At 70.8% G+C, this 26,061-nt stretch carries 27 protein-coding genes; 16 read left to right on the plus strand and 11 right to left on the minus strand.

What is annotated here, in order from left to right:
• Positions 1-207, minus strand: a 207-nt coding sequence (locus ABD691_RS21405; RefSeq protein ID WP_344682423.1) for a hypothetical protein, incomplete at its 3' end; no start/stop codon positions are given.
• 161 nt (positions 208-368) lie between these two features.
• Between ABD691_RS21405 and ABD691_RS21410 the strand changes: the two genes are divergently transcribed.
• Complete coding sequence (locus tag ABD691_RS21410; RefSeq protein ID WP_344682425.1) at positions 369-872, plus strand: hypothetical protein; 504 nt, start codon at positions 369-371, stop codon at positions 870-872.
• A 42-nt stretch (positions 873-914) separates the two neighbouring features.
• Here ABD691_RS21410 and ABD691_RS21415 read toward each other — a convergent pair whose 3' ends face one another.
• The 4 genes from ABD691_RS21415 to ligD all read right to left on the minus strand — a co-directional run bounded on the left by ABD691_RS21415 (position 915) and on the right by ligD (position 4,535).
• Positions 915-1,391: a hypothetical protein gene (locus ABD691_RS21415; protein ID WP_344682427.1), complete on the minus strand. Its 477-nt coding sequence runs from the start codon at positions 1,389-1,391 to the stop codon at positions 915-917.
• 101 nt (positions 1,392-1,492) lie between these two features.
• Positions 1,493-2,704, minus strand: coding sequence for an RNA polymerase sigma factor (locus tag ABD691_RS21420; protein ID WP_344682429.1), 1,212 nt, complete (start codon positions 2,702-2,704; stop codon positions 1,493-1,495).
• Entirely contained in the window at positions 2,701-3,144 is a 444-nt protein-coding gene (locus ABD691_RS21425; protein ID WP_344682431.1) for a YciI family protein, read from the minus strand. The genes ABD691_RS21420 and ABD691_RS21425 overlap by 4 nt, the downstream gene beginning before the upstream one ends.
• Positions 3,145-3,530: 386 nt before the next feature.
• Positions 3,531-4,535, minus strand: coding sequence for a non-homologous end-joining DNA ligase (gene ligD / locus ABD691_RS21430; protein WP_344682433.1), 1,005 nt, complete (start codon positions 4,533-4,535; stop codon positions 3,531-3,533).
• Positions 4,536-4,619: 84 nt separating this feature from the next.
• On the opposite strand from ligD, the gene ABD691_RS21435 reads away from it, so the two are divergent.
• Positions 4,620-5,261 carry a M15 family metallopeptidase gene (locus ABD691_RS21435; protein ID WP_344682435.1) on the plus strand — a complete coding sequence of 214 codons (642 nt, stop codon included), beginning with the start codon at positions 4,620-4,622 and terminating at the stop codon, positions 5,259-5,261.
• Positions 5,262-5,285: 24 nt separating this feature from the next.
• Here ABD691_RS21435 and ABD691_RS21440 read toward each other — a convergent pair whose 3' ends face one another.
• Genes ABD691_RS21440 through ABD691_RS21450 form a run of 3 tightly spaced genes read right to left on the minus strand, consistent with a single transcriptional unit; the run spans position 5,286 to position 7,176 of the window.
• Positions 5,286-5,690: a DUF4440 domain-containing protein gene (locus tag ABD691_RS21440; protein WP_344682437.1), complete on the minus strand. Its 405-nt coding sequence runs from the start codon at positions 5,688-5,690 to the stop codon at positions 5,286-5,288.
• Positions 5,669-6,337 (minus strand): MBL fold metallo-hydrolase, encoded by a 669-nt coding sequence (locus tag ABD691_RS21445; protein WP_344682439.1) that lies wholly within the window; start codon positions 6,335-6,337, stop codon positions 5,669-5,671. The genes ABD691_RS21440 and ABD691_RS21445 overlap by 22 nt, the downstream gene beginning before the upstream one ends.
• Before the next feature lie 56 nt (positions 6,338-6,393).
• The gene (locus ABD691_RS21450) at positions 6,394-7,176 is read right to left on the minus strand and encodes a maleylpyruvate isomerase family mycothiol-dependent enzyme (RefSeq protein WP_344682441.1); all 783 of its coding nucleotides are present in this window, start codon (positions 7,174-7,176) and stop codon (positions 6,394-6,396) included.
• Positions 7,177-7,691: 515 nt separating this feature from the next.
• Here ABD691_RS21450 and uvrA point away from each other — a divergent pair.
• Positions 7,692-10,544, plus strand: coding sequence for an excinuclease ABC subunit UvrA (uvrA, locus tag ABD691_RS21455; RefSeq protein WP_344682443.1), 2,853 nt, complete (start codon positions 7,692-7,694; stop codon positions 10,542-10,544).
• Positions 10,545-10,666: 122 nt separating this feature from the next.
• Positions 10,667-11,110, plus strand: a complete 444-nt coding sequence (locus tag ABD691_RS21460) for an SRPBCC family protein (protein ID WP_344682445.1) — start codon at positions 10,667-10,669, stop codon at positions 11,108-11,110.
• Positions 11,111-11,407: 297 nt separating this feature from the next.
• On the opposite strand, the gene ABD691_RS21465 is transcribed toward ABD691_RS21460, so the two are convergent.
• Positions 11,408-11,782 carry an MmcQ/YjbR family DNA-binding protein gene (locus ABD691_RS21465; protein ID WP_344682447.1) on the minus strand — a complete coding sequence of 125 codons (375 nt, stop codon included), beginning with the start codon at positions 11,780-11,782 and terminating at the stop codon, positions 11,408-11,410.
• Positions 11,783-11,807: 25 nt separating this feature from the next.
• Positions 11,808-12,842 carry a PQQ-dependent sugar dehydrogenase gene (locus tag ABD691_RS21470; protein WP_344682449.1) on the minus strand — a complete coding sequence of 345 codons (1,035 nt, stop codon included), beginning with the start codon at positions 12,840-12,842 and terminating at the stop codon, positions 11,808-11,810.
• Positions 12,843-13,038: 196 nt separating this feature from the next.
• Here ABD691_RS21470 and pqqA point away from each other — a divergent pair, with 196 nt between their 5' ends.
• From pqqA to ABD691_RS21530, 12 genes are all read left to right on the plus strand, one after another.
• Entirely contained in the window at positions 13,039-13,128 is a 90-nt protein-coding gene (gene pqqA / locus ABD691_RS21475) for a pyrroloquinoline quinone precursor peptide PqqA (protein ID WP_344682451.1), read from the plus strand.
• Entirely contained in the window at positions 13,129-13,818 is a 690-nt protein-coding gene (gene pqqC, locus ABD691_RS21480) for a pyrroloquinoline-quinone synthase PqqC (protein WP_344682453.1), read from the plus strand.
• Positions 13,815-14,069 (plus strand): pyrroloquinoline quinone biosynthesis peptide chaperone PqqD, encoded by a 255-nt coding sequence (pqqD, locus tag ABD691_RS21485; protein WP_344682455.1) that lies wholly within the window; start codon positions 13,815-13,817, stop codon positions 14,067-14,069. Before pqqC ends, pqqD begins: the two co-directional genes overlap by 4 nt.
• The gene (pqqE, locus tag ABD691_RS21490) at positions 14,066-15,127 is read left to right on the plus strand and encodes a pyrroloquinoline quinone biosynthesis protein PqqE (protein WP_344682457.1); all 1,062 of its coding nucleotides are present in this window, start codon (positions 14,066-14,068) and stop codon (positions 15,125-15,127) included. Before pqqD ends, pqqE begins: the two co-directional genes overlap by 4 nt.
• Positions 15,124-16,011 (plus strand): pyrroloquinoline quinone biosynthesis protein PqqB, encoded by an 888-nt coding sequence (gene pqqB / locus ABD691_RS21495; protein ID WP_344682459.1) that lies wholly within the window; start codon positions 15,124-15,126, stop codon positions 16,009-16,011. Before pqqE ends, pqqB begins: the two co-directional genes overlap by 4 nt.
• A gap of 143 nt (positions 16,012-16,154) precedes the next feature.
• Complete coding sequence (locus ABD691_RS21500) at positions 16,155-16,976, plus strand: AfsR/SARP family transcriptional regulator (RefSeq protein WP_344682461.1); 822 nt, start codon at positions 16,155-16,157, stop codon at positions 16,974-16,976.
• A 66-nt stretch (positions 16,977-17,042) separates the two neighbouring features.
• Entirely contained in the window at positions 17,043-17,393 is a 351-nt protein-coding gene (locus ABD691_RS21505; protein ID WP_344682463.1) for a DurN family substrate-assisted peptide maturase, read from the plus strand.
• Between the two features lie 32 nt (positions 17,394-17,425).
• A complete protein-coding gene (locus ABD691_RS21510) occupies positions 17,426-17,662 on the plus strand; it encodes a cinnamycin family lantibiotic (RefSeq protein WP_344682465.1) in 237 nt (78 codons plus the stop codon).
• A 114-nt stretch (positions 17,663-17,776) separates the two neighbouring features.
• On the plus strand, positions 17,777-20,953 hold the full coding sequence (locus ABD691_RS21515) for a type 2 lanthipeptide synthetase LanM family protein (RefSeq protein WP_344682467.1): 3,177 nt from the start codon (positions 17,777-17,779) through the stop codon (positions 20,951-20,953).
• A 48-nt stretch (positions 20,954-21,001) separates the two neighbouring features.
• On the plus strand, positions 21,002-21,904 hold the full coding sequence (locus ABD691_RS21520) for a Nif11-like leader peptide family natural product precursor (RefSeq protein ID WP_344682469.1): 903 nt from the start codon (positions 21,002-21,004) through the stop codon (positions 21,902-21,904).
• 5 nt (positions 21,905-21,909) lie between these two features.
• Positions 21,910-22,899: an ATP-binding cassette domain-containing protein gene (locus ABD691_RS21525; protein ID WP_344682471.1), complete on the plus strand. Its 990-nt coding sequence runs from the start codon at positions 21,910-21,912 to the stop codon at positions 22,897-22,899.
• Positions 22,896-23,744 (plus strand): ABC transporter permease, encoded by an 849-nt coding sequence (locus tag ABD691_RS21530; protein ID WP_344682473.1) that lies wholly within the window; start codon positions 22,896-22,898, stop codon positions 23,742-23,744. The genes ABD691_RS21525 and ABD691_RS21530 overlap by 4 nt, the downstream gene beginning before the upstream one ends.
• A gap of 2 nt (positions 23,745-23,746) precedes the next feature.
• On the opposite strand, the gene ABD691_RS21535 is transcribed toward ABD691_RS21530, so the two are convergent.
• A complete protein-coding gene (locus ABD691_RS21535) occupies positions 23,747-26,059 on the minus strand; it encodes an ATP-binding protein (protein ID WP_344682475.1) in 2,313 nt (770 codons plus the stop codon).
• Between the last annotated feature and the right edge of the window lie 2 nt (positions 26,060-26,061).

Genomic DNA, 26,061 nt, shown 5'->3' on the forward strand with positions numbered 1-26,061 from the left:
AGCAGGCTCCGCCCCCGGGCCGGCCTCCGGCGGGGCGGCCGGTTCCTCCCGGGCCTGCTCCGCAGCCCGGCCCGCCTCCGCAACCCGGCGGCCCGCCTCCGGCTCCGCCTCGGCAGGGGCCTCCTCCGGCGGCTCCGCCTCCCCAGGCTCCGCCGCCCCAAGCTCCGCCTCCGGCGGCTCCGCCGCCACCAGCTCCGCAACAACCACCAGCTCCGCCGCACCAGCAGCCGGCTCCGCCGCCGCAGCAGCAAACTCCGCCGCCACAACAGCCGCCGCAGCAGCAACCCCCGCAGCAACAACCCCCGGCAGCTCCGCCTCCGGCTCCGCCGCAACAACCCCAGGCGACGGCGAAGTACGAGCGCCCGCCGATGCCGCCCCAGGAACCGGTCGACTACGACCCGGACCCGTACGACTACGAACGGGACCCCGACCGCTACGACTACGACCGGGACCGCTACGACCGCGATCACGACCGCTACGACTACGACCGGTACGACAGGGACCGATACGACCGGTACGACGACCGCCGCCCGCCGGAACCCCGCTACGACCGGGACCCGGAACCCTCCTACGAAGAACGGCGCGCCCGCCGAGCCGACCGCGCGGCGACCCTCGGCATGGTGATCCGCCTGGTCACCGGCGGTGTCGCCCTGGTCTTCGTGCTGCACATCGTGTTCGTGCTCTTCGGCGCGAACCAGGACAGCGGGTTCGTCTCGTTCGTGTACGGCACGGCCAAGGTCTTCGTGCTCGGTTTCGGCGACGTGTTCACCCCCGATGACGCGACGATCGGCCTGGTGCTCAACTACGGGCTGGCCGCCGTCGTGTACCTGGTGGTCGGCAAGCTGGTCGCCAGGGCGCTCCGGGGCCGCTGACCCGCCGGGCGGGGTCGTGACCAGCGGCCCCGCCCGGGGTGATCACTCACCGCCGCCACCGTCACCACCACCACCACCACCACCACCGTCGCCGCTGTCACCGCCGCTGCCGCTGTCACCGCCGCTGCCGGATCGGCCCGGTGTGGTGAACAGCAGGGCCATCAGCGTGACGAAGCTGATCATGGCCGCGCCCCCTCCCGTGTCGGAAGAGCTTCCGAGGTCCCACAGTCCTGCCCCGACGGCTACCACTACGACCAGCGCTACACCCCAGACCGCCCAGAAAGTTCTGCTCCGCGCGATCTCATCGCGCTTCGAGTGGCTCTTGTACCCCAGCACCCCGCTGGGCAGGAGCAGGAACAGCGCCTCGGCCGAGCCCTGCAACGCATACGCGGTGCCCATGCCCAAACCGATCAGCATGACCGCCAGAAGCGCCATGTCGGGCACCACGGCTCCGAGCTCATCGTTCTCGGGCACCACCACTCTGGCGCCGATCGCCAAGAGCACCAGCAGCGTGAACAAGAGCAAGAACTGCCCCACGGGCAAACCCAACACCATCTACCGAGTTTCGGGAGTGCGACGCCGTTCCACAATCACGCATTCGGCGGCTCCACAGTGGACGCTCAGTCCAACCGCGCGGCGCGTTCCAGGAGGTAGCGCTGCTCGGGATCGCTGGTGGTCAAGCTCGCCGCGCGGCGGTACTCGACGCGGGCTTTCCTCCGGTCTCCGGCCATTTCCGCGAGGTGGGCGCGCACGGCGTGGGTCCGGTGGTGCTCGCGGATCGATCCCTCGGCCGCCAACTCGTCGACCATCTCCAGCCCGGCCTGAGGACCGTGCACCATCGCCACCGCCACCGCGTGGTTGAGCGTGACCACCGGGTTCGGCGCGTGCCGAGACAGCAGGCCGTAGAGCGCGAGGATCTGCGGCCAGTCGGTGTCCTCGGCGGTGGGCGCCTCGTCGTGGACGGCCGCGATGGCGGCCTGCAACTGGTACGGGCCGACGGGTGCGGCCGCGAGCGTGCGGGTGATCAGCTCCACCCCCTCGGCGATTTCCCCCTGGTTCCAACGGGTTCGGTCCTGTTCGGCGAGCGGGATGAGCGCGCCGTCCGGTCCGGTGCGCGCCGGGCGGCGGGCGTCCGTGAGCAGCATGAGTGCGAGCAGCCCGGCGATCTCGCCGTCTTCGGGCAGCAGCGCGTGCACCTGCCTGGTCAGCCGGATCGCCTCGTCGGCGAGCTCGGTCCGCTGCAGCTGCGGGCCGCCGCTGGCGGTGTAGCCCTCGTTGAAGATCAGGTACAGCACGTGCAGGACGGCGTCGAGCCGTTCCCGGAACTCATCGCGCGGTGGCAGCCGGAAGCGCGCGCCCTCCGCCCTGATGGTCTTTTTCGCGCGGCTTATCCGTTGCGCCATCGTGGATTCCGGCACCAGGAACGCCTGCGCGATCTGCGCGGTGGTCAGCCCGCCGACCGCCCGCAGCGTCAGCGCGATCCGCGATGCCGGGGACAGCGCGGGGTGGCAGCACAGCATCAGCAGCACGAGCGTGTCGTCGGAGTCGACGGCCGCACCGGGCACGGCCAGCCGCGCGGCCGTCAGCTCCCGCTCCTGCCGCGCCAGCTCGCTGCGCAGGAGATCGGTCATCCGCCGGTCGGCGACCCGGATCAGCCAGCCGCGCGGCTTGTCCGGAACGCCGCGCTCCGGCCACTGGACGGCGGCGGCGAGCAACGCCTCCTGCACCGCCTCCTCGGCGAGCTCGAAATCCCTGCGGTGGCGCACGACCGCGCCGAGGACCTGCGGCGCCAACTCGCGCAGCAGGTCCTCGACGCGGGGCTCGCCGCTCACATCTCCAGCCCGCCGGACAGGTCCATCACCGGCCGCACCTCGACCGCCCCGAACCGCGCGTCCGGGAACCGCGCCGCGATCTCGGCGGCGCGCTCGGGGCTTTCGCAGTCGATCAGGAAGTAACCCGCGATCTGCTCCTTGGCCTCGGCGTACGGACCGTCGGTGCTGGCCGCCACGCCCTCGCGGACCCGAATGGTCCGCGCCAGCGCCGGATCGGCGAGCGGCACGCCCTCGACCAGCTCCCCGGACCCGGTGATCTCGGCCAGCAGTTCGTCGAACTGAACCTGCATCGCGGCCACGTCGTCGTCGCCGACCCCGGCCTGGTGACGGAACGTGGGATGCGCCCAGTTCCGCGGATTGCTGTAGATGGCCAGCAGGTACTTCACGGTGGTCTCCTTCACGCTGATCGTGGTGGCGTTCAGCCGATACGTCGGAACCACCGAACCATTCTCGACACCACGCGACCCAAAACGCCGAGCAAGAAAGCCCCCACCTACAAGGGAGGGGTTTGGTTCTCATCCCGTCGACCTGGCGCCAGCCCGATCAGGCCGTGTCAAGGGGGCACCAACGCACAAACCGCAGCGCCCAAGCAAAACGGCCCCCTTGACGCGGTCTGATAGCCCTCCGTGGAGGTCGACGGGATGAGAACCACCCCAACCGAACCGCAGCGAACAACGAGGACTCATCCCGGAGACCTGCCGGGGGTCTGGGGTCGGCGAGAGCCCCAGAAACCACGAGCTGAAAAGAACCCGAACCGGCAGAGCCGCTTCGGTCCCGGAGACCTGCCGGGGACCTGAAACCAGCGAGCGCCCCCAAACCCCCACCCTCAGCTCTCCTTCCGAGCCCGGCTGGGAGCGACCCGAGGAGGCTCCCCGGGCTGCTTCGGATAAACCGGCGGCCAAGGCGCATCCCCGAGCCCGGCGGCGAGGTCCCGGCGGGACATCTCGAGCAACGGCTCCAAGGACTGCGCCCGCTCCTGCGCGCCGGCCCAGGGGTCGCCGCGCTCGGCGACCCGCGCGGGCACGGTGGCGATCGTCAGCGCGTCGGGCTCGACGGTCTCCAGCTCGTCCCATCCGATCGGCGCCGACACCTGCGCGCCGGCCCTCGGCCGCACGCACCACGCCCCGAACACCGTCTTGTGCGGTGCGTTCTGGTTGAAGTCGACGAAGACCCGCGCGCCGCGCTCCTCCTTCCACCACTTCGCGGTGATCAGGTCCGGATGCCGGCGCTCCAGCTCGCGCGCGAGCGCCACCGCGGCGGCCCGCACCTCGTAGCTGTTCCAGCGCGGCTGCAACATCACGTAGAGGTGCAGGCCGCGCGAACCGGAGGTCTTCAGGTGCGGCTCGATGCCGAGCTCGGCGAGCAGGTCCCGGCAGCGCGCTGCGGCCTCCCGCACCTGCGGGAACCGCACGCCCGGGGACGGGTCGAGATCGACGCGCAGCTCGTCGGTGATCTCGGGCGAGTGCGCGCGGATCGGCCACACGTGGAATCCCAGGCAACCCAGGTTGACCGCCCACAGCACGTGCGCGAGGTCGGCGGCCACGAGCGCGTCGCTGGTGGTGCCGTTGGGCGTGGCCACGACGGTCGTGGTCAGCCACGGCGGCGCGGACTTGGGCACCCGCTTCTGGAACCACGACTTCCCGCCCGCGCCGTCCGGGTAGCGCTCCAGCAGCAGCGGCCGGTCCGCCAGCGTCGCCAGCAGCGGCCCGGCGACCGACTGGTAGTAGCGGACGAGGTCGAGCTTGGTCTCCCCGCGCTCGGCGAAGTAGACCTTGCCGGGGTGCGAAACGGCGATTTCCGTTCCGCCCACATCGATCGTGACGGCGTCCATCGCACTCCTCCTCGGCGTACGCGGGACCCCAGCGTAGGACTTCCGAGGCGTTGCGACCGGGCGACCGGCGTAGGGTTGGTGCTGGTGAGAAGGCTGCGGGTGCCCGCCCTGCTGGCGGCGGTGATCGCGGTCGGCGGGGTGTCGGCGGAGTGCGCGGCGCCGCCGGCGCGGTTCAGCGCGACCGTGCACCCGGTCAGCGCGGAAGAGCTCGGCCCGAGCTGGCACCCCGGCTGCCCGGTGCCGCCCGAGCAGCTGCGCCGCGTGCACCTGTCGCACGTCGACTTCGACGGCGGCACCCGCAACGGCGACCTGGTCGTCAACCAGGACCGGGTGCCCCAGGTGATCGAGGTCTTCCAGCAGCTCTACGACCTGAAGTTCCCGATCGAGAAGATGCACCCGCCGAGCGGATATCCGGGCGCGCGGGACGAGCTGTCGATGCGAGACAACAACACCTCGGCCTTCAGCTGCCGCGACATCCCCGACTCCGGCGCCTGGTCCCAGCACGCGCACGGCCGCGCGATCGACGTCAACCCGAAGCTGAACCCCTACGTCGAGCGGGACGGCTTCGAACCGGGCAACGCGGCGGCCTACCTGGACCGCGCCCGCCGCGACCCCGGCCTGCTGCACGACGGCGACCCGGCGGTGCGCGTGTTCACCGACCGCGGCTGGACGTGGGGTGGGCACTGGCAGGACCCGATCGACTACCAGCACTTCGAACTTCCCTGACCGCCTGCTCCCGGAAAAGACCGGTCAGGCCACCGCCGTCTCGTGCACGTGCTGCCAGAGGTACCCGCCGGAACCGCGCCGCAGCACGGCGGTCGTCCGGCGCCGCGTGGTGCCGTCGCCGTGGCGGTGCGTCTCGCGGAACCGCACCACGACCGAATCTCCCGCCGCGGCAACGACTTCGATCTCGTCGACGTCGATCTCCAGGCCCGGCGCGGCGTTGCGGGCCCCGGACAGCGCGTCGAACAGCGCGGCCCGCGGCAGCACGGCGCCGTCGACGGTGATGATCGAGAACTCCTCGGCGTGCGCGGCCCGCAGCGCCGCCAGCACCGCGGGTGCGCACTCCGTGCCCAGCCATTCGGCGAGCAGCCGGTGCAGCCGCTCGACCTCGGCCGCGATCGGGTCGGTGGTCACCAGCCGCGCTCGCGCCACTCGGTGAGCTTGGGGCGCTCCGCGCCCAGCGTCGAGTCGTCGCCGTGGCCGGGGTAGAACCAGGTGTCGTCGGGCAGCACCGCGAAGACCCGCTGCTCGACGTCGTCGATCAGGGAGCGGAAGTTCGCGGGCGAGGTCGTCTTGCCGACGCCGCCAGGGAACAGCGAGTCACCGGTGAACAGGTGCGGGTGGCCCACCGGGTCGCGGTAGAGCAGGGCGATCGAGCCCGGCGTGTGCCCGCGCAGGTGGATGACCTCCAGCGCCGACTCGCCGACCTGGATGCTCTCGCCGTGCTCGACCAGCCGGTCCGGCGGCACCGGCAGCGCCTCGGCGTCGGCCGGGTGGGCCACCGTGAAGCAGCCGGTCTGCCCGGCGACCGACCCCAGCGCCTGCCAGTGGTCGGCGTGCTGGTGGGTGGTGACGATGGTGCGCAGCCGGGGCCGCTGGTCGTCGTGGCCGAGCAGGTCGGCGAGCCGGTCCGAGTCGTTGGCGGCGTCGATCAGCAGGGCGTCCCCGGTGCGGCGGCACACCAGCAGGTAGGCGTTGTTGTCCATCGGGCCGACCGACACCTTGGTGATGGTCAGCGCGTCCAGTTCCCGCCGCGACGGCTCGCCGCCGGGCTCGACATGTCCGGTGTAAGGCTCCACACGCCGAGCCTAGCGGCCGGTCGGGACCGGGCCCCGGGCCGCACTCGCCGCCGCCGTCACAGCCAGACGGGCAGCGCGGGCAGCGGGTCGCCGCCCAGCCCGGCGCCGCTGGTGCGGCCGAGCAGCCAGCCGAGCATCTCGCCGGGATAGCCGTGCACCCGGCTCGGCCTGGAGGTGGTGCCGCGGAGTTCCCAGCTTCGCTCCCGCCCGTCGAAGTCGACGACCACGGTCAGCGCGGGCACGTCCGGACGGCCGCCGAACTGCTGCACGACGTCTTCCAGGATCTCCTCGACATCGGGCTGGGGGATGTCGTCGAAGCCGAACCCGAGGTCGAGGTCGGCCAGGTGCACCCAGACCTCCAGCAGGCGCTGGCGCAGCACCTCGTGCGCCGGGACCGGTTTGCCCGGCCCGCTGTAGACCTCGTTCTCCCACGCCCGCACCGGCAGCGCGCGAGCGGCCTCGTGCAGCCGCTCGCAGGAGCAGTCCAGGTCCTCCAGCAGCAGCCGGTGACCCCGGATCGCGCCCTCCTCGATGTCGGCGTCGCGGTCGGCGGCGCTGGCGTACATCGGGTGCTCGACCCCGGTGCGCGCCCAGCGCAGCAGGTTCAGGCACCCGTCGGCGTTGCGGGCCAGGTGGGAGATGACGTGCGCCCGGGTCCAGCCGGGCAGCAGGCTGGGGCCGTGGACCCCCAGCTCGTCGAGTTGGGAAACGGTGTCCAGCAGACGCACGGTGGCCTGTTCGACGGCGGCCAGTGCGACACTTGTCCGGTGGGCCAACTGCGCGACGGCGGAGTTGTCGGTGCTGCTTCGGTCGCCGGCCCCGAGAGCGATGTCAGCCATAGGTCGTCCTCGCTTGACAGGGGGATTGCCGGTGCACGCCGGTGAGACCTAGAGCGTAAGTGCGCGGGCGGCCGGCTCGACAGTGCCCATTCCGGGGTAATTTTGCGTATCGTCGAATTGCCTCCTGGGAGCGACCGGGCCTCACTCGATCGGGTGAAGCAGTCGGTCGGTCGGCAGCGGGGTGCCAGCCGGTGGGTCCGGGACTGTCAGTCCCCCCGAATAGCATGGACGCGGCGTCGACCGCCGTTCGCGCGCCAGCGGGATTCCTCGCCACTGGAATTCCCCAAACCGGGCTTGTCCGGCAGACACCGGGCTTGCCCGGCAGCGGGGATGCAACCTTCCGGATGCACCCGGCAGGGGATGCGCCAGTGGGGGACGGGACAGCGGGTTTGAACTCCCGGCACGGTTCCCGCGCGCGCCGACGGCGACGCCTGCCACCCAGGACCGGCATCGCAGCCCGGCCATCCGGCCGCCGGGCGAGCACCGAACCGGCGAGAACTTTCGAAGGGATCACAGTGGCTGACCGCCTCGTCGTCCGCGGCGCCCGTGAGCACAACCTGCGCGGGATCGACCTCGACCTGCCCCGAGACAGCCTGATCGTGTTCACCGGGCTGTCCGGTTCCGGCAAGTCGAGCCTGGCTTTCGACACGATCTTCGCCGAGGGGCAGCGACGTTACGTCGAGTCGCTGTCCGCCTACGCCCGGCAGTTCCTCGGCCAGATGGACAAGCCCGACGTCGACTTCATCGAGGGCCTCTCGCCCGCGGTGTCGATCGACCAGAAGTCCACCAGCCGCAACCCGCGGTCGACGGTGGGCACCATCACCGAGGTCTACGACTACCTCCGGCTGCTCTACGCGCGCGCGGGCAAACCGCACTGCCCGGCCTGCGGGGAGGCGATTAGCAAGCAGACGCCGCAGCAGATCGTCGACCAGGTGCTCGCGATGCCCGAGCGCACCAAGTTCCAGGTGCTCGCGCCGGTCGTGCGCAGCCGCAAGGGCGAGTACGTCGACCTGTTCGAGAAGCTCCAGGCGCAGGGCTACGCGCGTGCCCGCGTCGACGGCGTCGTCCACCCGCTGGACGACCCGCCGAAGCTGAAGAAGCAGGAGAAGCACGACATCGACGTGGTCATCGACCGGCTCACGGTCAAGGCCGGCGCCAAGCAGCGGCTGACCGACTCGGTCGAGACCGCGCTGCGGCTGGCCGACGGCCTGGTGGTGCTGGAGTTCGTCGACGCCGAGGAGGGCGACCCGGCCCGCGAGCGCAGGTTCTCCGAGAACCTGGCCTGCCCCAACGGTCACCCGCTGGGCGTGGACGAGCTGGAGCCCCGGTCGTTCTCGTTCAACTCGCCCTACGGCGCGTGCCCGGACTGCGCGGGCCTGGGCATCCGCAAGGAGGTCGACCCGGAGCTGGTCGTGCCCGACGAGGAGCTGTCGCTGGGCGAGGGCGCGATCGCACCGTGGGCGGGAGGGCACACCGCCGAGTACTTCACCCGGCTGCTGACCTCGCTGTCGGAGGCCATCGGCTTCCGGATGGACACGCCGTGGGCCAAGCTGCCGACCAAGGTCAAGAAGGCGGTCCTGCACGGGACCACCGACCAGGTCCACGTCCGCTACCGGAACCGCTACGGCCGCACCCGCTCCTACTACGCCAACTACGAGGGCGTCATCCCGTTCCTGGAGCGCAGGCTGGAGCAGACCGAGTCCGACTACGCCCGCGAGAAGTACGAGGGCTACATGCGGGACGTGCCGTGCCCGGCGTGCGAGGGCACCCGCCTCAAGCCCGAGATCCTCGCGGTGACCATGGAGAACCAGGAGCTCGGCGAGCTGTCGATCGCCGAGGTCAGCGCGCTCAGCGTCCGCGAGTGCGCGGCGTTCCTGCACGGGCTGGTCCTGGGGCACCGCGAGGAGATGATCGCGGGCCGGGTGCTCAAGGAGGTCCAGGCGCGGCTGGGGTTCCTGCTCGACGTCGGCCTCGACTACCTGTCGCTGGATCGCGCGGCGGGCACGCTGTCCGGTGGCGAGGCGCAGCGCATCCGGCTGGCCACCCAGATCGGTTCCGGTCTGGTCGGGGTGCTCTACGTGCTCGACGAGCCGTCGATCGGCCTGCACCAGCGCGACAACCACCGGCTGCTGGAGACGCTGAGCAGGCTGCGCGACCTGGGCAACACGCTGATCGTGGTCGAGCACGACGAGGACACCGTGCGCAGCGCGGACTGGATCGTCGACATCGGGCCGGGCGCCGGTGAGCACGGCGGCCAGGTCGTGCACAGCGGTCCGTACAAGAAGCTGCTGGAGAACAAGAAGTCGCTCACCGGGGACTACCTGGCGCGGCGCAAGGAGATCCCGGTCCCGGAGATCAGGCGCCCGCGGGACGCGAAGCGGCAGCTGACCGTGGTCGGCGCGCGGGAGCACAACCTGCGCAAGATCGACGTGTCGTTCCCGCTGGGCTGCCTGGTCTCGGTGACCGGGGTGTCCGGGTCGGGCAAGTCCACGCTGGTCAACGACATCCTGGCGTCGGTGCTGGCGAACAAGCTCAACGGCGCCCGCCAGGTCCCGGGCAGGCACACCCGGATCAAGGGCCTGGAGCACGTGGACAAGCTGGTGCAGGTCGACCAGTCGCCGATCGGCCGCACCCCGCGGTCGAACCCGGCCACCTACACCGGGGTCTTCGACCACATCCGCAAGCTGTTCGCGGCGACCACCGAGGCCAAGGTCCGCGGCTACCAGCCGGGGCGGTTCTCCTTCAACGTCAAGGGCGGGCGCTGCGAGGCGTGCGCGGGAGACGGCACGCTGAAGATCGAGATGAACTTCCTGCCCGACGTCTACGTGCCCTGCGAGGTGTGCAAGGGCGCCCGGTACAACCGGGAGACGCTGGAGGTGCACTACAAGGGCAAGACGATCGCGGAGGTCCTGGACCTGCCGATCGAGGAGGCCGCGGAGTTCTTCAAGCCGATCAACGCGATCCACCGGCACCTGCGGACGCTGGTCGACGTCGGCCTCGGCTACGTCCGGCTGGGCCAGCCCGCGCCGACGCTGTCCGGTGGTGAGGCGCAGCGGGTGAAGCTGGCCAGCGAGCTGCAGAAGCGCTCGACGGGCAAGACGGTCTACATCCTCGACGAGCCCACGACGGGCCTGCACTTCGAGGACATCCGCAAGCTGCTCGGCGTGGTGAACGGCTTGGTGGACAAGGGGAACACGGTGATCGTCATCGAGCACAACCTCGACGTCATCAAGACCTCGGACTGGGTGCTGGACATGGGACCGGAAGGCGGTTCCGGCGGCGGCACGCTGATCGCGTCGGGCACCCCGGAACAGGTCGCCGGGATCGAGGAGAGCTACACGGGACGGTTCCTCGCGCCGATGCTGTGACGGGCGTTTCCAGCGCCGAAGCGCGGCGGGCCTCCGGGCTCGCCGCGCATGCGTGATCTCGGTTCGTAAGCCGGGCGGCAATCTCTCGCTCTTGGGAGCAACCCGCCGGTAATGTCGCCGCCATGGCGAACAGCGAGCACTTCGTCTCCAGCTCCGTGATCGTCGCGGCGACACCGGAAGCGATCTTCGAGATCCTCAGCGATCCGCGCAAGCACCCGCTGATCGACGGTTCCGGCACGGTCCGCGAGGGCATCAGCGGACCGGACCGCCTGGTGCTCGGCTCGAAGTTCGGAATGCGGATGAAGATCGGCCTGGGCTACCGGATCCGCAACACGGTGGTCGAGTTCGAGCCGAACCGGCTGATCGCCTGGAAGCACTTCTCCCCGCACCGCTGGCGCTACCGCCTGGAACCGGTCGAAGGCGGCACCAGGGTGACCGAGACCTTCGACTACTCACGGATGCCGCTGCCCGCGATCATCGGCCGGTCCCCGATGGCCACCAACAACCTCAGGGCGATCAAGAACACCCTGCACCGCCTCAAGTCCCACGTCGAAGGCGGGGAGTAAAGGACGTTCCCCCACGAGGCGGAGACAAAGCCTCCACCTACAAGGGAGGGGTTTGGTTCTCATCCCGTCGACCTGGCGCAGCCCGATCAGACCGTGTCAAGGGGGCACAGACCAGCAAAACCGCAGCGCGCCAACACAAACGGCCCCCTTGACGCGGTCTGATAGCCCTTGTGGAGGTCGACGGGATGAGAACCACCCCAACCGAACCGCAGCGAACAACGAGGACTCATCCCGGAGACCTGCCGGGGGTCCGGGGTCGGCGAGAGCCCCGGAAACCACCCACGCAACAGAACCCCCCTACCCCCGCTCCCGAACGCCCCGCCACTGCAACTTCTCCCGCTCCCGCCTGGGAAGCTTCGCCACGACGAGGTCATACGAGTCCTCGATCAGGTCGAGCACCAGGTCGTCCGGCACCGACCCGTCGAGGACGACGGTGTTCCAGTGCCGCTTGTTCAGGTGGTACCCCGCTGTGATCGCCGGGTAGGTCATCCGCAGCTGCACCGCGAAGTCCGGGTCGCACTTGAGGCTCACCCGCAGCGGCGTGCCGTCGAGCCTGCTGATCGCGAACATCTTCCCGGCGACCTTGAACACGCTGTTGCTCTCGTCGAACGGGAACTCCTCGCCCGCGCCGGTGAGGGCCAGGCAGGCGTCCCTGAGCTGCTTCGGAGTCACCCCAGCAGGGTAATCCCGGCCCCCGTCACAGCCCGGCCACGCGCAGGATCCGGTCGTCCTCGGGCGCCGGGTCGCCGTTCTGGTCCCGGTTGGTCGTGGTCACCCACAGGCTCCCGTCGGGCGCGTTCTCCACCGCGCGCAGCCGACCGTAATCGCCCTGGAACAGCGCCTTCGGTTCGCCGACCGTCCCGTCGGCGTTGAGCGGCACCTGCCACAGCCGCTGGCCGCGCATGGCCGCGACGTAGATCGCGCCGTTGTGGACCTCCAGCCCGCTCGGCGAAGCCTCCGAGGTCGGCCAGGTCACCAGCGGGTCGACGTAGGCTTCGTCGTCGCACGGGCCCTCGCACTTCGGCCACCCGTAGTTCTTGCCCGGCTCGACCCGGTTGACCTCGTCCCAGGTGTTCTGACCCGGCTCGGCCGCGTGCAGCCCGCCCTTCTCGTCCCACGACAGGCCCTGCGGGTTGCGGTGGCCCAGCGAGTAGACCAGCGAGTCGCCGAACGGGTTGTCCGGGGCAGGCCGGCCGTCCGGGGTCATCCGCAGGATCTTGCCGTTGAGCGACTTCGCGTCCTGCGAGCTGTCGGGGTTCTGGGCGTCGCCGGTGGTGGCGTAGAGCATGCCGTCCGGGCCGAAGGCCAGCCGCCCGCCGTTGTGGAAGCGGTTCTTGGCGATGCCGGTGACGATCGGCTGCGGCTGCTCGCCGAGCTTGAGCTTGGCGATCCGGTTGTCCTCGGCGGTGGTGTAGAAGACGAACACCGTCTGGTCGTCGGCGTAGTCCGGCGACACCGCGATGCCCATCAGCCCGCCCTCGCCGTCGGTCGGCCGGGAATCGGTCACCCGCTGCACCTCGGTGACCTGTCCGTCCTTTATGGACATGATCTGACCGGTCTCGCGCTGGGTGAAAAGGCCGGAGCCGTCCGGCAGGAACGCCAGTCCCCACGGGATCTCCAGCCCGGTGGCGATCGGGGTGACCTCCGCCGGCGCGGCGACGGCCGGACCGCTGCCGCACCCGAGTGCGAGCGCGGTGGCGAACGTGAGAACTGCGCTGCGGCGAACCTTCATGCTGGCCTCCGGTGTCGGTGCGGGAATTCCGCGCCCGGCCGGACCGACTTCCGCGCGGAACGCGACAGATCGAAGCACGCGAGACGGAAGCCCCCGTACCGCCGCTGGGAGGCATCGGAATTGCCCCCGACCGCATCTCGACGGGGGACCGGAAAGCCTCCTACCGTGGAATTCCCCACGACCAGAGGAGGAAGTCATGGCCGACAACGCCGCTCCGGAATGGGTCGCGCCGGAACTGGACGAGTACGACGTCGCCCCCGAGGTCACCGCCTACGTCGCGCGCTGAATGACCCCGCGCGACGCCGGGGAGTTCGAACGCGCGCTGCGCGCGCTCGAAACCCGCTACTGGCACGACCACCCGTTCCACCAGCGGCTGCACCGGGGCAAGCTCGACGCGCGGGAACTGCGGCTGTGGGCGGCGAACCGCTGGTACTACCAGCGCTGCCTGCCGCAGAAGGACGCCGCGATCATCGCGAACTGCCCGCTGCCGCGGGTGCGGCGCACCTGGCTGGAGCGCATCGCCTACCACGACGGCCGGACCGCCGCGGACGGCGGCGCGCAGCGCTGGCTCCAGCTGGCCGAGGCGCTGGGGATGCCGCGCGAGGAGGTGGTCGACGAACGCCACCTGCTGCCTGGAGTCCGGTTCGCCGTCGACGCCTACGTCAACTTCGCCCGCAGCCGTCCGTGGATCGAGGGCGTGGCTTCCGGGCTCACCGAGATGTTCGCGCCGGGCCTGATGCGCCGCCGCGTCGAGGCGATGCGCGAGCACTACCCGTGGATCGCCGAGAGCGGGTTCGGCTACTTCCACAACCGCATCGAGGCGACCCGGGGCGAGGGCCGGTCGACGCTGGCCCTGGTGCTGGAGCACTGCACCACCCGGGACCAGCAGGACGCGGCCCTCGCCGCACTCGCGTTCAAGTGCGACGTGCTGCACGCGGTGCTGGACGCGGTGGACTACGAGGTGGGGAAGCGGTGAAACCCCGGCTGAGGCGCGGAGTCCGGCTGTCCTACGACCACGTCCGGCAGCGGACGGTGGTGCTGCACCCGGAAGGCGTTGTCATGCCGAACGAAACCGCGCTCGCGGTGCTCGAACGCTGCGACGGCCGCACGACCGCGGCCGGGATCGCGGCGGCGCTGGGCGAGATCTACCGAGGGGTGCGGCAGCAGGACGTAGACGCCGTGGTGGAGCGGATGCGTCAGCGGGGGCTGCTGGAGATGGTGCCGTGAACCGCCCGCTGGGCCTGCTGGCGGAGCTGACCCACCGCTGCCCGCTGCACTGCAGCTACTGCTCCAACCCGGTGGAACTGACGCGGCGGACCGAAGAACTCGGCACCGGCCAGTGGATCGACGTGCTGGACCAGGCGCGCGAACTGGGCGTGCTCCAGGTGCACCTGTCCGGTGGCGAACCCCTGTCCCGTCGCGACCTGCCGGAGCTGGTCTCGCACGCGCACCGGATCGGCTGCTACCTGAACCTCGTCACCAGCGGCCTGGCGCTGACCGCCGAAGTCGCCGAAGACCTCGCCGCGCGCGGACTCGACCACGTGCAGCTGTCCATTCAGGACTCCCGTGCCGACGAGGCGAACGCCGTCGCGGGCACGCGCGGGCACCAGCTCAAGCTCCGGGCGGCCTCCGTGGTGCGGGAACTGGGCCTGGCACTGACGGTGAACGTGGTGCTGCACAAGGGAAATCTAGACCGCGTCGGCGAGATCATCGCGCTCGCCGAGCAGCTCGGCGCGGACCGGCTGGAACTGGCCAACACGCAGTACTACGGCTGGGCCGCGCTGAACCGGCGAGCGCTCCTGCCCACCCGGGCCCAGCTCGACCGGGCCGCCGAGGTGGTCGAGGAGGCGCGCGGCGGCCCGATGGACATCGTCTACGTGACCTCCGACTACTACGAGGACCGGCCGAAGCCGTGCATGCAGGGCTGGGCGAGCAGGCAGCTCACGGTCGCCCCGGACGGGCGCGTCCTGCCGTGCCCGGTCGCCGGGGTGATCGCGGACCTCCCGGCCGAGAACGTGCTTGCCCGGCCGCTGGCCGAGATCTGGTACTCCTCGGCGGCGTTCAACGCCTTCCGCGGCACGGATTGGATGCGCGAGCCGTGCCGCAGCTGCGCCCTGCGGGACGTCGACTTCGGCGGCTGCCGCTGCCAGTCCTACGCGCTCACCGGCGACGCCGCGGCGACCGACCCGGTGTGCGGGCTGTCGCCGCACCGGCACGTCGTCGACGAACTCCTCGAATCCACCGGTGAGATCCCGGTGGCGGTTCCCCGCCGGGAGCGGCGATGAAGGTGGTGCTGCTGGGAACCGCGGCGGGCGGCGGATTCCCGCAGTGGAACTGCGGATGCCACCTGTGCGGGCTGGCCCGCGCCGGATTCCCCGGAGTGGCGCCGAGAACGCAGGACTGCGTCGCGGTCAGCGGCGACGGCGAGCACTGGTACCTGCTCAACGCGTCACCGGACATCCGGGCGCAGATCACCGGATGTCCCGCGCTCGCACCGGGTCCGGGTCGCTGGACGCCGATCCGGGGAGTGCTGCTGACCGACGCCGAGCTGGACCACTCCCTGGGCCTGTTCATGCTCCGCGAAGGCGCCGGAATCCGGGTGTGGGCAACGGAACCGGTGCTCGGCGCGCTGCGCGAGGACCTCCCGCTGCGCGCAACCCTGGACCGCTACCACGGCGCGGACTGGTGCCGGGTGACACCGGGCAAAGAGTTCACCGTGGATGACCACCTGGCGGTGACCGCGATCCCGCTGAGCGCGAAGACGCCGAAGTACGCGACTCCCGCGGAGGGGACCTGGGTCGTCGGCTACCGGGTCGAGGACCTGGTCACAGGGGGAGTCCTGCTCTACGCGCCCTGCCTGGCGCAGTGGCCTCCGCACCTGGACGAGGTCGTCGCCGGTGCGGACTGCGCGCTGCTGGACGGCACCTTCTGGAGCGCCGGCGAGATGCGGTCGGCCACCGGCACGCGGACGCAGAAGCGCATGGGCCACCTGCCGATCAGCGGGGGAGGCGGGAGCCTCGAACGGCTCGCCGCGCACCGGGGCGTCCGCCGCGTCTACACGCATCTGAACAACACCAACCCGCTGCTGGACATCACGACCCCGGAGCGGACCGAGCTGGTCGCGGCCGGTGTCGAGGTGCTGCTGGACGGGGCCGAGCTGGACCTGTGATCGCCTCTCGCCCCCGAGCGCGCACGTTCGTGTGACTGTCGACCAGCTGAGTGTTTGGCGCTGCGAGCTGATCTCCCCTTCGGTAGTACGGATGGGTCCGTTCCGGTCCTGGTGAATTCCGCCGCGTGCCAAGGGGTGTGAGTTTGAAAGGCGTCTGTACGAGTCGGTCGCTGTCCTTCCGGGTCCTGGGACCCCTGTCCGTTCTGGTCGACAACAGATCGCTTCCGATACCGGGTGGCAAGCAGCGGACCCTGCTGGGGGCGCTCCTGCTGCACGCCAACGAGGTCGTTCCGGTCGACGAGCTGGTGGAGCACATCTGGGGTGACGAGCTGCCGCACCGGCCCCGCCGGGCCCTGCACACCTACCTGACCCGGCTGCGGCACACGCTGGCCAGGCAGGGCGCCGGGCTCGCCCGGCTGATCCACACCTCCGGCGCGGGGTACCTGATCGAGATCCCGCCGGACCAGCTCGACCTGACCCGGTTCCGGACGCTGCTCGGCAACGCGAACTCCGCCGCCGGGCGGGGAGATCGCGCGACCGAGTCGGTGCACCTGGCCGAGGCGCTGGCGCTGTGGCGCGGGCCGGTGCTCCCGGACGTGCAGTCGGAGTCGCTGCACCGCGACGTGGTCCCCAGGATCACCGAGGACTGGGTGCGGGCGACCGAGCGCTACTGCGACTCCGGCCTCGCGCTCGGGCGGCACGAGGAACTGGTCGGGTCGCTGCGGGTGCTGACGTTGAAGTACCCGTTCCACGAGCGGCTCTGGCAGCACCTGATGCTCGCGCTGTACCGGTCCGGGCGGCGCGGGGAGGCGCTGGCCGCCTACGCCGAGATGGGCAACCGGCTGCGGGAGGACCTGGGCGTCGACCCGTGCGCCGAGGTCCGCCACCTGCACCTGGCGATGCTGCGCGACGAGGTGCCCGGACCGCGCGGACAGCCCGGCGGCGCGGTCGCGCGGGCGAAGTGAAAGCGGAGTGAAACAGCCCCTTCGTAGCGTGGGTTCCACGGGTTCGAGAGAGGATGGGATATCGCAATGAAAAGCGCGAAAGAACCGACGATCTACCCGGGCGTCGAGGAAATCCGCCGGATCCAGCACCTCGCGGTCGTCTGCGCGCTGCTGCCGCCGGACGGCAAACTGCGGGAACTGCTCGAACTCGCGCTCAAGGTCCACGAGGAACCCCTGCTCGCCAGGCTGACCCCGATCACCGACCAGCACCCGTTCGCGACCAAGACCTGGCTGGAGTCGCTGTGGCTCCGGGAGGGTGCCAGCGCGGAGGAGAAGGAACTGGTCGCCTGGCAGAACACCAGCGAGAACATGAATGCCGCCATCCAGGAATTGCGGAACATCGAAAAGCAGCTCGGCGTCAAGATCGGCGCCGAGTGAGGTAATCGATCAATCAATCCAGGAGGTAAGTCATGTCGCCAACCCTGCTCCAGCGCGCGGTCGTCGATGGTGAGTTCCGGAGTGCCCTGCTGGCCGACCCCGCGGCCTTCGGCGTGGCCGCCGACGCGCTGCCGGCTCCGGTTGAGCAGCCCGACCAGGAGTCCCTGGACTTCTGGACCGAGGGGATCTCCGCTGTCGAGATCTACGCGTGCGAGTCGACCTGCAGCTTCGGCCCGTTCACGGTCGTCTGCGACGGCACCACGAAGTAAGTGATTCCGGGCCGCCGGGCCCGGTGCGGCGCGGTGAGCTGGCCCAGCTCACCGCGTCCCGCTACCCGCTCCCGCCATCCGCCCAGCCCGCCGCGACCACAGGAGCTTCCCACCGTGACCCACCTCTACCCGCTGGACATCGCCGTGCACGCGAGCAACCTCGCCGAACGGCTCCGGACGATGCCGGTCCTGCAGGGCGCGGCGCCGCCGGACGGATCGCTCGACCCGGTGGACACCTGGCGGATCGGCCGCCTCGCGGACCGCCTCGCCGACAAGTTCCTCCAGGAGGCCGCGCACCGGTCGGCTCCCGCGCGGTACACGAGGCAGGAGCTTGTCGACGTCCTTTCCCTTGCGCGGCACCACGAACTCGGGCACGTGGGAGGTGACGAGGAGACGGCCGCGTTCGTCGCGGACATGCACAGCGCATGGCTTCCGACCTACCGCGCGGCGCTGGACCGCTTCGAACCCGCGTCCGCCGATGGCGCGAGCTGGCGGGAGTTCGACGTCTACTGCGGACGGCTCGCCAAGGTGTGCGAACCGTTCCTGGTGGAGCTGGGCCGCAGGCTCGAAGAGGTCCGCGAGCCGATCGTCAGCCCGCGGGTGGTCGACGATCTGCAACGGCACCTGCACCGCAGGTTCGGGCTGGCGCTGGCGTGGGCGACCGAGGCGGACGCGAAGGTGCACTGCGCGCGGGAGGGGATCGACCAGGCAACCGCGTCCCGCGAGGAATACCTGGAATACCTGGATTCCACGTTCGCCGACGGCATGTCCTACCACCGGTTCTACCTGAAGTTCCCGGTGCTGGGCCGCTGGCTCGCGCACGTCACGGCGTTGCTCGTCGACTTCGGGCAGCTGTTCCTCCGCCGCCTCGCCGCCGACGCCGCCGAAGTGGGGCAGCGGTTCTTCGGCCAGACGATCGAGGAGTTCCGCTCGGTTGAGCCAGGTCTGTCCGACTTCCACGCCGGTGCCCGCAGCGTCGTGCGGGTGGAGGCCGCGCTCGCCGACGGCAGCACGGGAACCTTCTACTACAAGCCGCGCTGCATCCGCTCGGCCGATGCGTTGCAGCACCTGCTCGGCCGCCTGGCCCGCGAGCAGGTGGTCGGGTTCGCCACGAGGTCCGTGCTGCCCCGGGACGGCTACGGTTACGAAGCCGCGATTCCCAGCGGGCGCAACGAAGTCGGCACGATCGAGCAAGCCGAGGCGATCTACCGCGAACTCGGCGGGTACCTGGCGATCTTCTACGTGCTCGGCGGCGGCGACCTGCACTTCGAAAACATCCTGGTCGCCGACGGCCACGCGTTCATCTGCGATTTGGAGACCGTGCTCGGAGTCGCCCCGCAGGGGCGCACCCGCTCCGAGGGCACGCTGATCGACTCGGTGTTCCGGACCGGGTTGCTCGAATGGCCGCGCGCTGACGGAGCGGACGAGCAGATGCGGATCAGCGGCTATTCCGGCGGCGAGAAGTACGAGATGCCGGTTCCGGTACCGCGGGTGCGCGCCGGCGCGAGCTTCGAAGCATCCGTGGTGCACGAGTCCGGAATCCGGGTGGAGCCCGGCGGCGGGAACCGGGTCTTCCACAATGGACGGCTCGTGCAGCCCCAGGAGCACGCCGAGGCGATCATGGCGGGCTTCGGCCGGGTCTACGAGTGGTTCCAGCGGCAGCAGGACGACGCGGTCGAGTACCTGTCGGCGATCTTCGAGGGCGCATCTGCGCGGTTCATCAACTGGGGAACCCAGATCTACACCCAGCTGCTGGCCTCCGCGCAGCACCCGAGGTGCCTGATGGACCCGATGGAGGTCGACCTGCTGACCAACACCGTGCGGACGTTCCCGCGCACGTGGGACAACGAAGGTGTGCTCGCGGAGCAGGAGGTCGAGGCGATGTGGCGGCTCGACGTCCCCATCTTCACCGCGGACGCGCACGGAACCCTGCTCATCAGCGACCACCGCGACCAGACCCGTGCGTTCCTGGCGAGCTCGCCGATCGACCACGCGGCGGAGCGCATCAAACGGCTCTCCGAGCAGAACAGGGCGCAGCAGAGCCAGTACGTGGCCGCGAGCCTTTCGGCGGGGGAGATCAGCAGCCCGGCGTTCGTGTCAACCTCGGTGAGCTATGCGGACAAGATCGGCTCCCGGCTGTGCGAACTGCTGCGCGAGCCGACCGCCGCCAGCCCGTGGACCTCCTTCCAGCTCGGGGCGAACGGGCTGGAGGAGGCCGACGTCGAAACGGACCTGTTCCTGGGATCGGCCGGAATCGGCCTGTTCCTGGCCTATCTCGACCACATCGAGCCCCGGCGGGAGTTCCGGCGGGCCGCGCAGCGCGCCCTCGACCACGCGTTGACCGGGCGTGGCGCGGACCGGATCGGCGCCTACGCCGGGCGCGGGGGCCTGATCTACCTGCTGACGCACCTGCACCACCTGTGGCGAGAGCACGACCTGCTCGCCGAGGCCGTGCGGCTGACCGATGCCCTGGCGCCCGAGATCGAGCGGGACCGCCACTTCGACGTCTTCCACGGCGTCGCGGGCATCATCCCGGTCATGCTGGGCCTGCCCGGCGATCGCGGTCTGGACCTCGCCCACCGGTGCGCCGAACATCTGTTGCGGCACGGGGAAGAACGCGACGGCACGCTCAGCTGGCCATCGTCCACTCCGGAGGAAGTCGATAGCAACCTGACCGGTTTTTCCCACGGTGCGGCGGGAATCGGCTGGGCGCTGATCTCCCTCGGTGCGCGGACCGGCCGCCCCGACTACGTCGAAGCCGGGCGCAAGGCGTTCGCCTACGAAGCGCTGCACTTCGACACCGATGAGCAGGACTGGTACGACCTGCGCCGCAGCCCCGGCGGATTCGTCCGCAGGCAGCGCCACTTCGCCAACGCCTGGTGCAACGGCGCGGCGGGCATCGGCCTGAGCCGGATAGCGAGCTGGGCGGCGCTGGGCAGGACCGACGAACTCCTGATGCGCGAGGCCAGGCAGGCACTGTCGGCGACGGTGCGCAACTTCCCGCAGCTGCGCAACCACACGCTGTGCCACGGCATGTCGGGCAACGCCGAACTGCTGCTCAGGTTCGCGCTGCTGAACAGCGAACCGGCCTTCCAGCTCGAAGCCAACGTGCAGGTCCAGGACCTGTGGCGCAGCTTGGACGACGCCGAACTGGGCAACGGGGAGGCCAGCGCGAGCTTCTTCCCCGGCCTGATGCTGGGCATCTCCGGGTTCGGGATGCACCTGCTGCGCCTGGCCCATCCGGACCGGGTGCCGTCCGTCCTGCTGCTGGATTCCCCGCCGTCCCGATGACACCGCGGTCCTCATGATCCCCGTCCCGATGAGGAGTGGAGAACGAACATGTCCGTCGAATCCTGCAAGGAGTTCCTGCACGCCACCGAGACCCGTGCGGATCTCGCGCAGCAGCTCAAGGCCACGACCGGGATCCGGGAGGTCATCGCGCTCGCCGGGCGGCACGGCTTCGCCTTCGGCCCGGAGGACCTGCTGAAGGGCTCGGCGTCGTACACGCCGACCCGCGCGCCGAAACCCGAACCGCCCGCGCCGAGCGAGTCCAGCGGCTTCTACCACCACGAGTTCGAGCTGTCCGAACTCCCGGGCTTCGAGGTCGTCGCCGAGGAGCTGGACCAGCTCAAGGTGCAGCCGCCGTCGGTCGATCTCGCGCGCTTCGACGAGGACTTCCGGGAAGAGGACCTGCGTTCGACCTCGATGTCGCCGGCCGCACCGGAGTTCCGCGACTGGTACGAGCAGATGATGCGGACGCACTGGCGCAACCCGGTCCGGCCCGACGCACCGCGCCGCGACTTCCACCTGGTCAACCTCGACGAGCACATCGACCACCCCGGCTACCCGCGCTACTTCGAGGCCAAGAGCCGGGTGATCGGGGCGCTGGAGGAGCTGTTCGGCAGCGACGTGCGGTTCTCCGGTTCGATGTGGTACCCGCCGTCGAGCTACCGGCTCTGGCACACCAACGAGACCCAGCCCGGCTGGCGGATGTACGTGGTCGACCTCGACGAGCCGTTCGACGACCCGGCGCACACGTCGTTCTTCCGGTACATGAACCCCGACACCGAGGAGATCGTCACGCTCCGGGAGCGGCCGAGGATCGTGCGGTTCTTCAAGGTGGAGCAGGAGGCGGACAAGCTGTTCTGGCACTGCATCGTCAACCCGACGAAGCGGCACCGCTGGAGCTTCGGCTTCGCGGTCCCGGAGAACTGGGCCGAACGCATCGAGCGCGTGCGCTGATGCGCGTGACGCGGGGGGAGGAGGGGGCCGAGGTCCCGGCGATCCGGGCGACCGGGGTGCGCAAGGAGTTCGGCGCGGTGGAAGCGGTCCGGGGCGTGGACCTGACCGTCGCGCAGGGCGAGCTGTTCGGCTTCCTCGGCCCCAACGGGGCCGGGAAGACCACCATGATCGCGATGCTGTGCACGCTGGCCCGCCCCACGGCGGGCCGCATCGCGGTCGCCGGGTACGACGCGGTGCTCGACCCGCACGAGGTGCGCCGCAGGCTCGGCCTGGTCTTCCAGGAGAGCACCCTGGACGCGGACCTGACGGCGCGGGAGAACCTGCGGTTCCACGCCGATCTCTACGCGATGCCGCTGGCGTCCCTGCCCGTTCGCATCGCCGAGATGCTGGACCTCGTCGGGTTGCGGGAGCGCGCCGGTTCGCTGGTCCGCACCTTCTCCGGCGGCATGCGGCGCAGGCTGGAGATCGCCCGGGGTCTGCTGCACCGCCCCCGGGTGCTCTTCCTGGACGAGCCGACGATCGGCCTCGACCCGGCGACCCGCGCGGAGGTGTGGACCTACCTGCACGGGGTGCGGGAGAACGAGGAGACCACGATGTTCCTCACCACGCACTACCTCGACGAGGCCGACCGCTGCGACCGCATCGCGATCCTGGACCGCGGCCGCATCGTAGTCGAGGGCCCGCCGGAGGAGCTGAAAGCGGTGCTCGGAGCAGACCGGGTCACCCTGCGGACGGCTGACGACCAGGTCGCGGCGGCCCGGTTGCGGGAGCGGTTCGGGCTGCCGTCCACGGTCGGTCCCACCGGGATCCAGGTGCGGGTGGAGGACGGGGCGCGGGCGGTGCCGCGGCTTTGCGCGGGACTCGACACCGCGGTCTACGAGGTGACTGTCACCCGCCCCAGCCTCGACGACGTCTACCTGCACTACACCGGCCACGGGATCGGCGACGCCGACCCGGACGACGCGGTGCTCACCCCCACCGGAGAACAGCCATGACCAGCACCATGTTCGATGTGGACAGTCGCGGGTGGACTTCCGAAGTGCGCGCGGGAACCATGGTCTGGCGCCGGGAACTGGTCCACTTCCTGCGCACTCCGGCCACCGCGGTGGTCGCCTTGCTCCAGCCGATGCTGTTCCTCTACATCCTCGGGGTCGGCCTGTCCCGGCTGTTCGCCTCGGGCGGCCAGGCCTCGGCCGACTCCTACCTGGCGTTCCTGTTCCCGGGAGTGCTCGTCATGGCCGCCCAGGCACCCGCGCTCGCGGTCGGGGCGTCGATCGTGTGGGACCGGCAGACCGGTTTCCTCCGCGAGATGCTGGTCGCGCCGGTCCGGCGCAGCACGCTGCTGGTGGGCAAGTGCCTGGGCGGGGCGACGGTCGCGACCTGCCAGGGCGCTGTCGTGCTGGTCAGCGCCGGACTCGTCGGCATCCCGTACCGCGTCGACCTGTTCGCCGTCCTGCTGGCCGAGCTCTCGCTGGCGGCGCTGTCCATGACGGTGTTCGCCGCCGTGGTCGCGGTGTCGATCCGCCGGTTGAAGACGTACAACACGATGCTGTCGGTGATGGTGACCCCGATGCTGTTCCTGTCCGGGATGATGTTCCCGATCAGCGCGATGCCCCGGTGGATGGAGGTCCTCGCGCTCGCCAACCCGCTGACCTACGCAGTGGACGCGATGCGCGGTACGGTCGAGTGGTTCACCGCCGAAGCCCCGGGGACGGCGTTGGCGAGCCCGGTCGCGTGGTTCGGCTGGGCGGTGCCCGCGCCGCTGGAGATCGCGCTCGTCGCGGCGTTCTCGGTGGCCCTGCTGGCCGCTGCCGCCCGGCGGTTCTCCCGGCCGGACTGAGGTCAGCGCCGGGCGCGGAGCCTGGTGGCGCGCGGGTCGGGGAACGCGGCGAACAACCCGGCGGCCTCTTCCCGGCAGCTGTCGGCGTCGTCCGCGGCGCCGGTGGCGTGCAGCGCGGCGCCGAGGTGGTCCAGCGCGAGGGCGAGCTGCCAGCGGTCGCCGAGCTCGCGGAACGCCGTGACCGCCAGGCGGTGGAAGCCGATCGCCTCGGCCGGTTGCCCCGCCTGCTGGTACGCCTCGCCGGTCGCGTCGAACGTCATGGCCTCCCGCGCTCGGTCGCCCAGCCGGCGTTGCAGCATCGCCGCTCGCTGCAAGGAATCGAGCGCGTTGTGCGGCTCGCCCAGCGCGAGCTGGACCCGGCCGCGTTCGAGGAGCCAGAACGCCTCGCGCGCCCGGTTCTGGATCTCCTCGGCGATCACCACCGCCTCCTCGATCGCGGTGCTCGCCGCATCGAGCTCGCCCAGCCCGCGATGGGCGTGGCTGAGCCCGCGCAGCGCGTCGCCGACGCGATCCCGCGCGCCCAGCCGCCGGAAGACCGCGAGCGCCTGCCGGAGCCGCTCGGCGGCCTCGGCGAACCGCTCCAGTTCGAGATCGACGTTGGCGGCGTTGTTCCACGCGGTCGCCGTCCAGTACTCGTCGTCGAGTTCGGCGGCGATCTCCGCGGCGCGCTCGAACCACTCGCGGGCCTCCGGAAGCGCGCGGGTGCGCAGGTGCGTCAGGCCGATGGCGTTGGTCGGGCCGATTTCGCCCGCGGTGTCCCCGAGTTCGGCCCGGATGGCCAGCGCGGCCTGCTGGAACCTGATCGCCTCGGCCGGGTTCGACGACTGGGTGTGCGCTTTGCCCAGGCTCTCCAGGACGTCGGCCTCGCCTGCCCGATCGCCCAGTCCGCGCACCGCACCGAGCGCGAGCGTGGCGGTGGCGAACCAGTCGTCGAAGTGGTTGCGGTTGGCGTAGATCCCTCGCAGCACCGCCGGAATCCGCGCGGCGAGATCGCGCATCCCGGTCTCCTCCGCGACCCGGGTCGCGGCCACCAGGTTCGGCCGTTCCTGCTCGTACCAGTCGTTCGCCTGCTGGTAGCCGGCGAACATCGGGCTTTCCGAACCGTTGAGCACCTGCACGGCTTCCTCTGCCGTGCGCAGGTACCAGAGCAGCACCCGCCGCACCGCCGCGTCGGTCGTCTCGGCGGTTTCCTCGGCCCTGGCCTGGTTGGTGGCGTACGCGCGGAGCAGGTCGTGGAACTCGTAGCGGTTCGGCTGGGGCTGTTCGAGCAGGTGCGCACCGACGAGGTCGTCCAGCAGCCGACGGGTCCGCGCCGCGGGCAGGTCGGCCAGCGCCGCGGCGGCGGTCGAGCTGAACGCGGCGCCCGGATGCAGGCCCAGCAACCGGAAAAGCCGACCGGCTTCGGCGGGCAGCGCCCGGTAGGACCAGGCGAACACCGTGCGCACCGCGTCGGACTCGTCGTCGTCGCCCGCGGTCAGCGCCTCCCACAGCGCCGACTCGTCCCGCAGTTCCGCGATCAGGTCGTGCAGCGGCATGTGCGGACGGCTGATCGCGCGCTCGGCGGCGATCCGCAGCGCCAGCGGCAGGCGGGCGCACAGCCGGGCCAGCTCGGTGAGTTCGGAGACCTCGTCGGGAAGGCGGTAGCCCTCGGTCGCTCCGCGCAGCAGCTCCACCGCCTCGCTGTCGTGGAGCACCCCGAGCGTGACGCGGTAGGCCCCGTCCCGCGCGACCAGACCGGACAGCCTGCTGCGGCTGGTGACCAGCACCAGGCACCCCGCGACACCGGGCAGCAGCGGCCGGACCTGGCCGGCGGTCGCGGCGTTGTCCAGCACGACCAGCACGCGGCGGCCCGCCAGCCGCGAGCGGTAGAGCGCGGCCCGCGACTCCAGGTCGGCCGGAACGGCATCGGCCGGGACGCCCATCGCGAGCAGGAAACGTTCCAGGGCCTGGTCCGCGGTGATCGGGGCGCCCGGGTCGTAGCCGTGCAGGTTCACGTAGAGCTGCCCGTCGGGGAAGCGGTCGGCGACCTGGTGCGCCCAGTGCACCGCCAGCGAGGTCTTGCCGACACCGGCCGTGCCCACCACCACGCAGGTGGCGATCGCGTTCCGGCCCCGGCCGCGGTCGGCCAGGATCAGGTCGAGCCGCTCCAGTTCCTGCGCCCGGTTGACGAAACCCCGGACGTCGCCAGGGAGCTGTCGCGGCGGCGGTCCGGCGACCGGTTCCCGGCCGTGGAAGTGCACGCCACCGCTGACCTCGCGAGCCTGGACGAAATCCCTGGCCGAACCGGAAAGATCGTTGCGCGAATCCTCGCTCATGG

This window comes from Saccharopolyspora taberi (genome assembly GCF_039534165.1).
Lineage (GTDB): Bacteria > Actinomycetota > Actinomycetes > Mycobacteriales > Pseudonocardiaceae > Saccharopolyspora_D > Saccharopolyspora_D taberi.